At 42.9% G+C, this 14,002-nt stretch carries 11 protein-coding genes; 1 reads left to right on the top strand and 10 read right to left on the bottom strand.

The features are described from left to right. Positions 1-405: 405 nt before the first annotated feature. The gene (locus tag CSV63_RS00755) at positions 406-2,091 is read left to right on the top strand and encodes an Rqc2 family fibronectin-binding protein (RefSeq protein WP_099694115.1); all 1,686 of its coding nucleotides are present in this window, start codon (positions 406-408) and stop codon (positions 2,089-2,091) included. 326 nt (positions 2,092-2,417) lie between these two features. Here the strand turns inward: CSV63_RS00755 and pyrE are convergent, their stop codons facing one another. Genes pyrE through pyrR form a run of 10 tightly spaced genes read right to left on the bottom strand, consistent with a single transcriptional unit; the run spans position 2,418 to position 13,798 of the window. Next, positions 2,418-3,047 (bottom strand): orotate phosphoribosyltransferase, encoded by a 630-nt coding sequence (gene pyrE, locus CSV63_RS00750; RefSeq protein ID WP_099694114.1) that lies wholly within the window; start codon positions 3,045-3,047, stop codon positions 2,418-2,420. Then, positions 3,044-3,757, bottom strand: coding sequence for an orotidine-5'-phosphate decarboxylase (gene pyrF, locus CSV63_RS00745; RefSeq protein ID WP_099694113.1), 714 nt, complete (start codon positions 3,755-3,757; stop codon positions 3,044-3,046). Before pyrF ends, pyrE begins: the two co-directional genes overlap by 4 nt. Continuing rightward, the gene (locus tag CSV63_RS00740) at positions 3,754-4,668 is read right to left on the bottom strand and encodes a dihydroorotate dehydrogenase (protein WP_099694112.1); all 915 of its coding nucleotides are present in this window, start codon (positions 4,666-4,668) and stop codon (positions 3,754-3,756) included. Before CSV63_RS00740 ends, pyrF begins: the two co-directional genes overlap by 4 nt. Next, a complete protein-coding gene (locus CSV63_RS00735) occupies positions 4,665-5,444 on the bottom strand; it encodes a dihydroorotate dehydrogenase electron transfer subunit (protein ID WP_099694111.1) in 780 nt (259 codons plus the stop codon). Before CSV63_RS00735 ends, CSV63_RS00740 begins: the two co-directional genes overlap by 4 nt. Further along, on the bottom strand, positions 5,441-8,638 hold the full coding sequence (gene carB / locus CSV63_RS00730; RefSeq protein WP_099694110.1) for a carbamoyl-phosphate synthase large subunit: 3,198 nt from the start codon (positions 8,636-8,638) through the stop codon (positions 5,441-5,443). Before carB ends, CSV63_RS00735 begins: the two co-directional genes overlap by 4 nt. After that, entirely contained in the window at positions 8,631-9,731 is a 1,101-nt protein-coding gene (locus tag CSV63_RS00725; protein WP_099694109.1) for a carbamoyl phosphate synthase small subunit, read from the bottom strand. The genes carB and CSV63_RS00725 overlap by 8 nt, the downstream gene beginning before the upstream one ends. Beyond that, positions 9,731-11,008, bottom strand: coding sequence for a dihydroorotase (locus CSV63_RS00720; protein ID WP_099694108.1), 1,278 nt, complete (start codon positions 11,006-11,008; stop codon positions 9,731-9,733). Before CSV63_RS00720 ends, CSV63_RS00725 begins: the two co-directional genes overlap by 1 nt. Before the next feature lies 1 nt (position 11,009). Next, the gene (locus tag CSV63_RS00715) at positions 11,010-11,888 is read right to left on the bottom strand and encodes an aspartate carbamoyltransferase catalytic subunit (protein ID WP_099694107.1); all 879 of its coding nucleotides are present in this window, start codon (positions 11,886-11,888) and stop codon (positions 11,010-11,012) included. A gap of 54 nt (positions 11,889-11,942) precedes the next feature. Then, positions 11,943-13,229, bottom strand: a complete 1,287-nt coding sequence (locus CSV63_RS00710; protein ID WP_099694106.1) for a uracil-xanthine permease family protein — start codon at positions 13,227-13,229, stop codon at positions 11,943-11,945. A 20-nt stretch (positions 13,230-13,249) separates the two neighbouring features. After that, a complete protein-coding gene (pyrR, locus tag CSV63_RS00705) occupies positions 13,250-13,798 on the bottom strand; it encodes a bifunctional pyr operon transcriptional regulator/uracil phosphoribosyltransferase PyrR (protein ID WP_099694105.1) in 549 nt (182 codons plus the stop codon). Positions 13,799-14,002 lie beyond the last annotated feature (204 nt).

Raw genomic sequence — 14,002 nt, 5'->3', positions numbered from 1 at the left:
TCATTAACACGTCAAACCTAACTATAACCTATACTCCAGACAATTAAAGTAGATAGCACCGTTGATTTTCGTTCCAGGTGGGACGCTTTCCGCGGGCATGGCTTGAGCCTCCTCGTCCGCTAAGTGCAAAGACGTGCTCCTACGCTTCGCTTTTACTCGCAAAAGCCGTCCTTCGTAACGGCTCTCGCTACCTGCGGGGTCTCAAGGCTCATGCTATTCCCGCAGGAGTCGCCCACCTAAAACGAAAATCAACTAGAGATCCTATATTTCTAAAATCGAAAGAAGAATTCATACAAAATTGTCTGATTAGACTACGTAGGCCCATGTGTGCAATCTGTTCATATTATACCATAATCATACGATGAGTGCTAAAATGGAACAAAACGAAATGAAAGAGGAATCCGTATGGCATTTGATGGTTTATTTACAAAAGCAATAGTAAGCGAATTGCAGCAACTGAAGACGGGTCGGATTTCGAAGATTCATCAGCCGAATTCACAGGAAATCATTTTTCAAATCCGAGCTAATAATAAAAATCATAAATTATTAGTATCACTACACCCTTCATTTTCACGATTACAGTTGACTGATGAAGTGTTAACGAATCCTGCTGAGCCACCGTTGTTTTGTATGGTATTACGCAAACAACTTGAAGGTGGAATGATCACCTCAATTGAACAGCATGAGAATGATCGGATTGTGAATATTCACGTCCAAGCTCGAAACGAATTGGGGGACCAAATCGAACGGAAGCTAGTCATTGAAATCATGGGGCGACACAGTAATTTAATTTTACTCGACGCTTCACGAGATATGATTATTGACAGTATGAAACATTTACCGCCTTCCGTTAATAGTTACCGGACTGTTTTACCTGGACAGCCTTATATTCCAGCACCGCCACAAGACAAACTAGACCCATTCAAAGTAACAGAGACGGAATTCAATACATTAGTTGGTGCTTTACAAGAACCAAAGGATATAGTACAGCATTTCGCAGGCTTTTCTCCATTAACAGCAGCGGAATTATTATATCGTTTAGGGGATAATAACCAATCATTTACTGTGTGGCAATCATTTCTTGAAAGTTTCAGCTTATGTACAATGAAACCCACTACCGTGGAAAATGACGGGAAAACTTTGTTTTCCGCAATTGAATTAACCCATGCACAAGGAATCACTCAATCGTTCTCCACTTTAGGTGAGTTGCTGGATAAAGTCTATTTTGCCAGGGCGGAACGAGAACGCGTAAAATCCCAAGCTATCGATTTGGAACGTTGGTTAGCAAATGAGATTGCTAAATTGGAAAACAAAACAAAGAAACTTCAAAAAGAACAAGAGACAGCGCAAGACTTGGATACATTGAAATTATATGGTGAATTATTGACTGCGAACAGCTACATGCTGCATAAAGGCGATAAAGAAGTGACTGTAGAAAATTATTATGAACAAGGCACAACCATCACAATTCCACTCGATCCAAGAAAATCACCAATTGATAACGCACAACGCTACTTCTCGCGTTACTCAAAAGCAAAAACAGCACTGATTCGGATTGCAGAACAACTTGAAAAAACGAAAGACGACATCGAATACTTCGAAATGGTCAGACAGCAAGTATATCAAGCTTCACCAATCGATATTGAAGAAATTCGTCAAGAATTAGTAGAACTTGGATTTATGCGTGCTCGTAGAAGTAAAAAGAAAGTAAAACTCCAGAAACCAAAACCGGAAGCATTCGTTTCTTCCACAGGGATTCCGATCTCAGTAGGGAAAAATAACAAACAAAACGACTACCTGACATTCAAACTTGCTGCTCGAGATCACATATGGCTTCACACAAAAGACATACCAGGCTCACACGTCGTCATTCACGACACTGATCCAGACGCCAAAACAATCGAAGAAGCAGCCGCACTCTCTGCATACTTCAGCAAAGCCCGGGAATCATCTTCCGTCCCAGTCGATTACACACAAATTCGTCACGTTAAAAAACCTTCAGGTGCAAAACCAGGCTTCGTCATCTACTTTGAACAGAAAACTGTATTCGTTACACCTGACGAAGATTTAGTACGTAAACTAAGTAAATAAGGTACTGTCTTGGTATAAGTTTTAAACAAATTAAGATAAAAGAGAATTCCTGCTATTATAGGTTTCACATCTATCTTTTTTAAAAAAATTATGCATCATAGTTCTATGTTTTAAAATAGACACCAGTTGATCGTAAGTGCAAGGCGGTGTCTCCTGCAGGATCAGCGTGCGCCTTGAGACCCTGGACCGAACGAAGTGAGGGGAGCGGCTTAAGCCACGCCCTCGGGAAAGCGTCCGCCTGGAACGTCGATCAACGATGCTCACCCCTATCTCACTCACTACTTCAGAACCAAAAAACGGCTCCCATTTCGGGAACCGTTTTTTCATTATAGAGTACCAAGCTTCAACTTCGTATGCCATTCCATCAATTCTTTCATAGACTCTTCCTTAACCGCGCCTTCTTCCTTCGCTACTTCAGCAAGCGCTGCAAAGTTTGTTAAGCTGTGATAAGAAAGTTTCGCTTCCGCAAACTTCTCGTCAGCCTTTTGCAACTCATATGTAAAGATCGAGACGATTCCACATACTTCTACGTCCTCTGCAATCAACGCATTCGCTGCATTTAAACTACTTCCGCCAGTTGAGATTAAATCCTCAATAATAACAGCCTTCGCATTCGACTCGATTTTCCCCTCGATTTGACGGCTCTTGCCATGTGCTTTAGCAGTAGATCGGATATAGACCATAGGCAACTTCAGAATATCTGCCACCCATGCTGCGTGCGGAATGCCTGCCGTCGCAGTCCCTGCAATTACAGTAGCCTCAGGATAATGAACGCGGATCAATGCCGCAAGCCCTTCAGCAATTTCTTTACGCCCTACCGGATCTGCCATTGTCAAGCGGTTATCACAGTAGATAGGTGACTCGATCCCAGAGGCCCAAATGAACGGCTCTTCTGGATTAATTGCTACCGCTCCTACATTTAATAGGATTTGTGCAACTTCTTTTTCTCTTGTCATGATGTCATTCCCTCCCACAAAGTCTTTACATGTTCATATGCTTCAAGCGGATTATCGGCTCCTGTAATGGCACGGCCCACTACGATATGTGTTGAGCCTTCCTGTCTTGCTTTTGCTGGGGTGGCCACTCGTTTTTGATCGTGGACATCACCTTGTGCCAAGCGAATACCAGGCGTCACTTTGAAGAAATCCTTGCCGCATACTTCTTCAATAATCTTCGCTTCCTGTACTGAACAAACCACGCCGTCCAACTGTGCGGATGAAGCCAATTTTGCGTAATGCTCCACGGATTCACGAAGCGGTACACGAATTAATTGTTCTTCTTTTACTTGACGGTCATCTGTTGATGTCAATTGAGTCACTGCGATTAGTGCAGGACGTTGAACGCCCATAGCAGTTCCAGCGTCAAGTCCTTCAAGTGCCGCTTCCATCATTGTCTTCCCGCCAGCCGCATGTACGTTGACCATATCCACTTCAAGTGAAGCCAATACTTTCATTGCTGATTTTACCGTATTCGGAATATCATGCAATTTCAAGTCTAAAAAGATGGAATACCCTTCTTCTTTCAATCGTGCAATCATAGCAGCGTCTTCTTTATAATACAATTCCATTCCTACTTTGACATTGACCGAGTGATCAAAGGCTTGTAAGAAATCGAATGTCCTTTTTGCTGAATCAAAATCTAATGCGATAATTGGGGAGTGGTTCATACACGATGGCTCCTTCCTACTAATTCAGAAATATGATCGACTCCTAGTTCATCCAATTTAGCAGGTAGCTGCTCGATAATTGTTGGACAAATAAATGGGTCAACGAAGTTTGCTGTGCCAACAGCTACTGCACTTGCGCCGGCAGACATAAAGTCCACAACATCTTGTACACATGTCACGCCACCCATTCCAATGATCGGAATATTAATCACTTGGCTTACCTCATAGACCATGCGAATCGCAACTGGCTTAATAGCAGGCCCTGATAAACCACCTGTTTTATTCGCAATAACCGGCTTACCTGTCTTTTCATCCAGACGCATGCCGACCAATGTATTAATCATCGTAATTCCATCTGCCCCACCTGCCTCTACTGCCAATGCCATCGCTTTAATATCCGTGACATTCGGTGATAGTTTCACATAAACAGGAACAGAAGAAACAGCTTTTACAGCAGCCGTCAGTTCTTTTGCTATTTCAGGATCCGTTCCAAACAGGATCCCGCCACATTTGACGTTTGGACAAGAGATGTTCAATTCGAGCGCATGCACGTTTGATGCTTTTGAAATTTGTTTCGCCACTTCAACGTAATCTGCAGTTTCAGATCCGGCAACGTTGGCAATAATCGGCACATCAAATTTCTCTAACCATGGTAATTCATTAGTCAACACGCCTTGTAACCCGGGGTTTTGAAGACCGATAGCATTTAACATACCCGAAGATGTTTCAGCTACACGTGGCGTCGGGTTACCATAACGCATTTCTTCTGTAGTCGCTTTAATCATGATGGCTCCGAGTTGGGACAAATCGTACAGATTACCGTACTCCTTACCAAAACCGAAACAGCCAGATGCGGGCATAATGGGATTTTTCAATTCAAGTCCTGGCAATGTAACCGCTAATCTATTCATATCTGCACCACCCCTGCTGGAAATACTGGTCCATCCGAACATACTTTGACATATGCTTGATCTGTCGCATTTTCGTTCGTATGACAGACGCAAGCAAAACAAGCACCGATACCGCATCCCATACGTTGTTCAAAAGATAAAAATCCTTTTTTATGCACATACGCTTTTTGTACAGCATCAAGCATCGGCATAGGTCCACAACTATAAAACGTTTCGAAGTCATGAGATAATTCACTCATGACGTTCGTAACAAATCCTTGTGTACCGTTACTGCCATCCACTGTCGCTATATATGTTTCGCCTAGAGCAGCAAATTTTTCTTCATAGAAAACTACTTGATCTGATTCGAAACCAAGTATATGAATGCATTTCACGCCTTTTGCTGTTAGCTGTTTTGACAATTCATAGAGTGGAGGCACACCGATACCGCCACCAATCAATACAGCTGTTTGACCAACCAATGTTTCTTCAACTGGGAAGCCATTTCCTAGAGGTCCTAGTACATTTACTGTATCTCCTTCACGTTTTTCAGATAAGAGCGATGTACCTCGACCCTCTGCGCGATAAATGATGGTCATTTCATTTTTCTCGGGATTAATTTCAGCAATTGAAATTGGACGTCGCAATAACGGTTCGAATGAATCCGACACTCGGATGTGGACAAACTGGCCAGGAGAAGTAATTTCTCCGACCAACTTGCCTGTTAACTTCATTTCAAAAATATTTTTCGCGATTTCCTGTTGCGATTCGACAGTCATCAAGTCTTGGATGATCATTGAACCACCTGCGGCTGTGGCATTGCATCCGTCTGGAATGTCATGGACTCGATGACGGACAACATCGCTGCAGCTGTATCAATTGAAGTTAAACAAGGCACACCATTTTCTACTGTTTCGCGGCGAATTCTAAAGCCGTCACGTGCCGGTTGTTTTCCTTTAGTCAATGTATTGATAACTAATTGTGCTTGTCCTTTTTGGATCACATCGATCAACGTTGGACCTTCTGTGCCAATTTTACCTACAGTTTTCACTTCGATATTTTCTGCCTCAAGTACTTTAGCAGTACCTTCTGTTGCCACAATACGATATCCAGTTTCAATGAAACGCTTCGCGATATCTACAATTTCTTCTTTATCTTTATCAGAAACTGTCATTAACACAGTACCGTATTCTTTTACTTCCATTCCAGCTGCTACTAAGCCTTTATACAATGCTTTTTCTAATGTTACATCTTTACCCATTACTTCACCTGTTGATTTCATTTCAGGCCCGAGTGTAATGTCTACACGACGAAGCTTTGCGAAAGAGAAGACCGGTACTTTGACATAAACACCTGCTGGAACTTCTGCAAGTCCGTCTGTATAGCCTTGTTCTAAGATGGATTTCCCTAAGATTGCTTGAGTTGCGACATTTGCCATCGGAATATTCGTGATTTTGCTTAAGAATGGTACTGTACGGCTAGAACGCGGGTTCACTTCGATTACATAAACCTGTCCTTCTGAAATAACGAACTGGATATTCATTAAACCACGGATTTTAAGCCCAAGAGCCAAACGTTTCGTATAGTCAGCAATCGTCTCGATCATGGACTGTGAAAGGTTTTGCGGAGGATAGACTGCAATCGAGTCCCCCGAGTGAACGCCTGCACGTTCGATATGCTCCATGATGCCAGGAATCAAAACTGTTTCACCGTCGCAAATTGCATCGACTTCAATTTCCGTTCCTGTTAGATAACGGTCGATCAATACCGGATGTTCAGGGCTAGCTTTTACCGCGTTCTCCATGTATTGAAGTAATTCTTCTTCATAGTAGACGATTTCCATTGCACGGCCACCTAATACATACGACGGACGGACTAAGACTGGATAGCCGATTTCATTTGCAATAACGACTGCTTCTGGAACTGATAAAGCGGTCTTTCCAAGTGGTTGTGGCACACCAATTTCATGCAAAGCACTCTCAAATTTATCGCGATTTTCCGCACGGTCGATATCTTCAAGTGTTGTACCCAGAATTTTCACTCCGCGTGCTTCCAATTCATCAGCCAAGTTGATCGCTGTCTGGCCACCGAACTGTACGATGACACCTTCTGGTTGCTCAAGATCCACGATATGCATGACGTCTTCAATTGTTAACGGTTCGAAGTATAGTTTATCGGAAATAGAGAAGTCGGTCGAAACGGTTTCAGGATTGTTATTGACGATGATCGCTTCATAACCTGACTGCTGTATAGCCCATACACAATGCACTGTCGCATAATCGAACTCCACACCTTGCCCAATTCGGATTGGGCCTGAACCTAAAACGATCACGCTCTTCTTATCCGTTCTTACAGATTCATTTTCGTCTTCGTACGCACCATAGAAATACGGTGTATCCGATTCATATTCCCCAGCGCATGTATCCACTTTCTTATAGACAGGAACTAGCCCTTGTTCTTGTCTCCAGTCGTATACTTCACGCTCTGTTGTATTCCATAACTTCGCAATCGTCATGTCCGGGAATCCAAGACGTTTTGCCTTATAACCAATAGCTTTATCGTATGGATTATCTGTCAATATCTCTTCATAACGTACAATGTTTTCGAATTTACGTAAGAAGAATAAATCGATTGCACTCCATTCGTGTAATGTTTCGATTGTTACACCACGACGCAATGCTTCTCCGATGAAGAATAGACGCTCGTCGCCTGCTTTGCGAATTCGTTGTTCGATCCATTCATCAGACATCTCACCACCGCCTGGAAGTGACAAATCGAATTGACCTGTTTCTAATGAACGGACAGCTTTCATAATGGACTCTTCAAATGTACGGCCCATCGCCATTACTTCCCCTGTGGCTTTCATCTGTGTACCCAAGTTACGCTTCGCTGATTCAAACTTATCGAAAGGCCAACGTGGAATTTTCGTGACTACATAGTCCAGTGTCGGCTCAAAGCAAGCATACGTATTACCTGTTACTGGATTCATCATTTCATCCAACGTTAATCCGACAGCAATTTTCGCCGCTAGTTTTGCAATTGGATAACCCGTTGCTTTCGAAGCTAACGCTGATGAACGACTAACACGCGGGTTCACTTCAATAATGTAATAATCAAAGCTATGTGGATCAAGTGCCAGCTGTACGTTACAGCCACCTTCGATTTTTAACTCGCGAATGATGTTTAGAGATACGTTACGGAGCATCTGATTTTCACGGTCTGTCAATGTTTGGCATGGCGCCGTTACGATAGAGTCTCCTGTATGAATACCGACAGCATCGACGTTCTCCATATTACATACGACAATTGCATTATCTGCTGAGTCACGCATTACCTCATATTCGATTTCTTTAAAGCCTGCAATAGATTTTTCTAGAAGACACTGTGTAACTGGGCTGTATTTCAAACCACTTGCTACGATTTCTTCTAAATCTTCATCAGTATGACAAATCCCTCCGCCTGTACCACCTAGCGTGAATGCAGGACGAACGATCACTGGATAACCAATCTTTTCGACGAATGCATAGGCTTCATCAATATTATGGATAATCTCACTGTCTGGAACAGGTTCCCCCATTTCATTCATTAATGTACGGAACAAATCACGGTCTTCCGCTTTATGAATCGCATCCAGCTTAGTACCCAAAATCTCAATCCCTAATTCGTCCAGGATCCCTGATTCATGTAATTCAATAGCCATATTTAAACCAGTTTGTCCGCCTAACGTCGCAAGTAGTGCATCCGGGCGTTCTTTACGAATGATGCGGCTAACGAATTCAAGTGTGATGGGCTCGATATATACTTTATCTGCCATTTCCGTGTCAGTCATAATGGTTGCAGGGTTAGAGTTGATAAGAATAACTCGGTATCCTTCTTCTTTAAGAGATAAACAGGCTTGTGTACCTGCATAGTCAAATTCTGCTGCTTGTCCAATTACAATCGGACCTGAACCAATCACGAGGATGGATTTTATGTCAGTACGTTTAGGCATTAGTATTCTCCTTTCGGTTGCTTGCAGTCATCAATTGAATAAAACGTTCGAATATATAGCTAGAATCTTGTGGCCCTGGTGAAGCTTCGGGGTGGAACTGAACAGTAAATGCTTCTAGCTTCTCACTTCGAAGCCCTTCAATACACTTATCATTCAATGCAATATGTGTCACTTCAAGACCCGTTCCTGCTAAAGAGTCTTCAAGTACTTCATATCCATGACTTTGTGATGTGAGATCGGTACGATTCGTAATCAAGTCTTTTACAGGATAGTTGCCGCCAATATGACTGTTCTTCATCTTCGCCGTTTTAGCACCGCATGCTAGTGCGAATAATTGATGACCAAGTCCGATACCGAAGATAGGCTTCTTACCTAGTAATTCTTTGATAGTTTCGACAGCCCCTTCTACGTCCTCAGGGTTTCCTGGTCCATTTGATAATAAAATGCCATCTGGGAACAATGCTAATATTTCTTTTGCCGATGTATCATAAGGTACAACGATGACATCGCAATCTTTTTTATTTAATTCGCGTAAAATGCCATGTTTAATGCCATAGTCAATAACGACGACACGCTTCCCTAAGCCTGGGGATGGATATGGACGTTTTGTAGATACTTTCGCAACCAAATCTTTTGGCAGTTCGTATTGTTGAAGTTCTGCAACCGTTGAATCGGTATTGATCTCTTCTCCTGCAGCTGTCAATTTACCGCGCAGCGCACCTTTTTCACGTAATAGACGCGTTAGTTTACGAGTATCAATCTCCTGGATACCTGGGATTCCTTTTAATATTAGCAAGTCTCCTAGTGACATGCCGCTCCGGAAATTTGAAGGCTCTTCTGTTAGCTCTCTAACGACTAGGCCGTTGATTGCTAAGTCGATAGATTCATAATCGTCTCGGTTAATTCCGTAGTTACCGATCAATGGATACGTCATTACGATAATTTGTCCACAACCTGAAGGACTTGAAATTGTCTCCTGATAGCCTGTCATACCTGTTGCAAATACCGTTTCTCCTATTGAAGCATTTTCTGCTCCGAATGCTTTTCCTTCGAAAATGGAACCGTCTTCCAATACTAAGTATCTTTTTGTCATCATTGACCATCCTTCCATACGATGTTCCCACCGAAAATTGTCATTACAGGCCATCCAGCGCATTCTACTCCGTCAAATGGCGTGTTCTTACCTTTTGAAACAAATGTCGTACGGTCGATTTTTTGCTGCTTCTCCAGATCAAGTAATACGAGATCTGCTTCAGCTCCTACCTCAAGCTTACCGTAAGGCAAGTTGAACACTTCCGCAGGTTTTACTGTCATCCAGTCAAGAAGTTGTTTGAGTGTCCAATATCCTGGCTTTACGAAGTTTGTATATAGTAAGGGAAATGCTGTTTCTAATCCTGTGATGCCGAACGGTGCTTTTGCAATGCCTACTGCTTTTTCATTTGCTGTATGCGGTGCGTGATCGGTTGCGATACAGTCCAATGTCCCATCCATCAAGCCTTCACGTAACGCATCGCGGTCTTCGATGGCACGTAGTGGCGGATTCATCTTCCAGTCCGCATCGTCTCCAGGTACATCATCTTCTGTTAACAACAAATGGTGAGGGCTGACTTCTGCTGTCACATGAATACCAGCTTTTTTTGCATCACGGATTACGCGTACTGATTCTTTCGTGCTGACATGGCATACGTGGTAATGTGCGCCTGCCGCTTCCGCAAGTAAAATGTCGCGTGCAATATGTACAGATTCTGCAATAGAAGGAATTCCTGGTAGGCCAAGTTCTTTATTACGTTTTCCTTCATGCATTGCTCCACCATAGATTAGTGTGTTGTCTTCGCAGTGTGCCACAATAGCCATATCGATCTTCGCTGCTTCTTGCATTGCTTCGTACATCATGCCTGCTTCTTGTACACCTACGCCATCGTCCGTGAACGCAAATGCGCCGTGTTCTTTTAATTCAGTTAGATTGGTGCGTTCTTTTCCCGCTTCTCTGATGGTGATGGACGCATAAGGGAGCACACGAATCTTAGCATGTTCTTTAATTAATGTGTTGATTTTTTCAAGATTTTCTTTTGTGTCTGGTACTGGACGTGTATTCGGCATTGGACAAATAGTAGTATATCCGCCTTTTGCAGCTGAATGTGTACCTGTTTCAATGGTTTCTTTATGCTCACCGCCTGGCTCGCGCAAATGAACGTGTACATCGATGAACCCTGGTGATACAAGTAATCCTTTTCCTTCAATCACTTTACATCCGGCTGTAACTAGTTGATTACCAATTTCCAGAATCTTTCCGTCTGCAATTTTAATATCCGTTTCGACGATCTTGCCTTCCTCGTTTACCATTTGCACTTGTTGAATTAACGTGTTCATATTACTTCCGCCCCTTCAAAATAAGTTCTAGAACAGCTGCCCGAATATAGACGCCGTTTTCTACCTGTTTAAAAATTCGTGATTGCGGACTCTCTATTAAACTATCCGCTATTTCTACATCACGATTCACTGGAGCTGGATGCATGATGATTGCACCTTTTTTCATTCTTGCAGCCCGTTCTATAGTGAGACCATATTGCTCATGATAAGCAGATTTCGTATAAGCCATCTCTGTATTGTGGCGCTCGTGTTGTACGCGAAGCAGCATGACGACATCACTCGTTTCAATCACTTCATCCCAGTTGTCAACACTGTCGAATTCTCCCGCCCATTCCGGTGGGCAAAGGAATGTGACTTCAGCTCCGAGCTTCCGCAAAGCTTCCGCATTTGAGCGAGCTACCCTGCTGTGGGCGATATCCCCCGCAATCAATACTTTCAGTCCTTCAAAATGTCCGAATTCTTCTTGAATCGTGAAGATGTCGAGCAAAGATTGTGTCGGATGCTGACCTGATCCATCTCCTGCATTAATGATGGCAACATTCGTACGTTTTATCAATTCTTCATAGAAACCATCGGCTGGATGACGAATGACTAGAGCATCCAACCCAATTGCTTCCAACGTCCTAATCGTATCATACAAGGATTCTCCCTTTAAAGTACTCGAGAAACTCGTCTCAAAAGGAATGATTTGCGCGCCTACTTTACGTTCTGCCATTTCAAAACTCGTTTTCGTTCTCGTACTAGGTTCAAAAAACAAGTTGCAGACGGTATATGTTCCAGGCAATTCCCTGAAGCCCAGCCGCTTAAAAATCGCTGCCCTATCGAGTATGAGCATGATCTCTTCAACTGTCAGGTCTTTCATTGAAACTAAATGTTCCATTAGATGTTCCTCCTTCACGAACTGCAAGTAATTCATGCACTGAATGCTTTTTTTCTATTCTTCCCGATCCATTAACGTATCATCTGTTTTACCTGGCAACACGAGATTTAACAGAACGCCTATAATTGCTGACAGGGCCATACCGCCGATTTGGAATGTTTCACTTATATTGATAGTCGCTCCACCGATTCCGATGACTAGGATGATGGACGCGATAACTAAATTTCGTTGATTATCAAAATCGATCTTGTGGTCGATAAGCATCCGTATTCCTGATGAAGCGATAATACCGAACAACAGAATGGATATCCCCCCAAGTACTGCTGTAGGAATCGTAGCGATCAACGCCATAATTTTGCCTATGAAAGAGAAGAGTATTGCAAATAGCGCAGCACCCATGATCACATACACACTATAAACCCGCGTGATAGCAAGTACACCGATATTTTCTCCATATGTAGTTTTAGGTGGTCCTCCGACTAGTCCACTCATAAGCGTTCCCAGTCCATCACCAAGTAGTGATCTGTGTAATCCAGGACTTTCAATATAATTGCGATCTACTACTTTACCTAGTACCAACTGGTGTCCTATATGCTCAGAGATCGTGACAATCGCTATTGGCACCATAATGATCAGAAGTGTCGGTGTTACGACAAATTCGTAATCCACACCGGGAATCAGCATCTCCGGTACCGCAAACCACTTGGCTTCCACAACTTTGCTAAAATCTAGAATACCGATGAACGCAGAGTAGATGTACCCCACTACGATTCCAATAAGAACTGGCATCAAACTGATAATTCCTTTAAAGAACATTAAGCAAAATACTGCAGAAGCAAGTGTTACTAGAGCCGCGGAAAAGTGTAAGCCGCTATAAACATCCGCTCCGTCAACATTGATCGTGCTCGCCATATTTACGGCTGTCGGTGCGAGCGCCAATCCAATTACCATGATGACCGGTCCCACTACGATGGGTGGCAATAACTTCATGATCCAGTTATAGCCTGTTTTATAAATTAGTAACGATATAATCGCATAGATCAACGCTACGAACATACTACCTATCATTGCACTGCCAATACCGCCAGATTGGGTCGCCATCTGAATGGGTACAATAAAAGCGAATGAAGAGCCTAGATAGGCCGGAACTTGAAACTTCGTTACGATAATAAATACGATGGTTGCGACCCCACTCGTTAATAGCGCAATGGCTGGGCTTAAGCCTACTAATTGTGGTACTAAAATGGTTGCGCCAAACATGGCGAACATATGTTGCAAACTCAATACAAGCCAACGAATAGGTTGCGGCTTTTCATGTACATCCAATACTTTTACACTCATCTATCATTTCTCCCAGCTATTTATAATGTGCGTGTGTGAATCTTGACTCCATCTTTTCCATCTTTTTCGATCATACTGACTACTACTCGTTCTTCATTTGAAGTCGGGATATTCTTCCCAACAAAATCTGGACGAATCGGTAGTTCTCGATGACCTCGATCTACTAAGACAGCCAGCTGTATGGAAGAAGGTCTTCCGAGGTCCATAATGGCATCGAGTGCAGCCCGAACCGTTCTGCCTGTATAAAGAACGTCGTCGACCAAGATGACTTTTTGATTCGCTACATTATGTTCGATATCGACTTGTTGTACAAAGGCTTCTCCTTGCTGATTCTTTAATTGAAGATCATCCCTGTACAATGTGATATCCAATTCACCGGTTTTGATAGGTTTACCTTCGATTAGTTCAATCTTATCTGCTAAGCGTTTCGCTAAGATTGCTCCTCTTGTCTTGATGCCAACTAGGATACAGTGATCAATACCTCGGTTTTTTTCGATAATTTCATGGGCAATACGTGTGACCGCCCGCGTGATGGCTTGTTCGTCTAGTATTTCTGCTTTTTCCGTCATATCTATAAGTCCCCTTTCTCTCTAACCTTTTTCCATAAAAAAAACCTCCAGTCAGAGTAGACTGGAGGGTGGACGTGCAGAAAAAAGCATACATCGATACTTACCGCAGTAAGCTATCATGTAATTCCGTGCAACCTTCCCAGCCTCACAGGACTGACGTTAAAGGTATCGCTATTCAATTGCTTATTGTAGTATACATCCCTT

Origin of the sequence: Sporosarcina sp. P34, from assembly GCF_002743375.1 — a bacterium.
In the GTDB taxonomy this organism is placed as follows: Bacteria; Bacillota; Bacilli; order Bacillales_A; family Planococcaceae; genus Sporosarcina.
This window is presented reverse-complemented; position numbering and strand designations above follow the sequence as displayed.

Coding starts and splice junctions, on each gene's coding strand:
- CSV63_RS00720 (WP_099694108.1), bottom strand. CDS start 11,008: ATGAACACGTTAATTCAACAAGTGCAAATGGTAAACGAGGAAGGCAAG.
- CSV63_RS00735 (WP_099694111.1), bottom strand. CDS start 5,444: ATGATCATCCAAGACTTGATGACTGTCGAATCGCAACAGGAAATCGCG.
- pyrR (WP_099694105.1), bottom strand. CDS start 13,798: ATGACGGAAAAAGCAGAAATACTAGACGAACAAGCCATCACGCGGGCG.
- CSV63_RS00710 (WP_099694106.1), bottom strand. CDS start 13,229: ATGAGTGTAAAAGTATTGGATGTACATGAAAAGCCGCAACCTATTCGT.
- CSV63_RS00725 (WP_099694109.1), bottom strand. CDS start 9,731: ATGACAAAAAGATACTTAGTATTGGAAGACGGTTCCATTTTCGAAGGA.
- CSV63_RS00715 (WP_099694107.1), bottom strand. CDS start 11,888: ATGGAACATTTAGTTTCAATGAAAGACCTGACAGTTGAAGAGATCATG.
- pyrF (WP_099694113.1), bottom strand. CDS start 3,757: ATGAACCACTCCCCAATTATCGCATTAGATTTTGATTCAGCAAAAAGG.
- pyrE (WP_099694114.1), bottom strand. CDS start 3,047: ATGACAAGAGAAAAAGAAGTTGCACAAATCCTATTAAATGTAGGAGCG.
- CSV63_RS00755 (WP_099694115.1), top strand. CDS start 406: ATGGCATTTGATGGTTTATTTACAAAAGCAATAGTAAGCGAATTGCAG.
- carB (WP_099694110.1), bottom strand. CDS start 8,638: ATGCCTAAACGTACTGACATAAAATCCATCCTCGTGATTGGTTCAGGT.
- CSV63_RS00740 (WP_099694112.1), bottom strand. CDS start 4,668: ATGAATAGATTAGCGGTTACATTGCCAGGACTTGAATTGAAAAATCCC.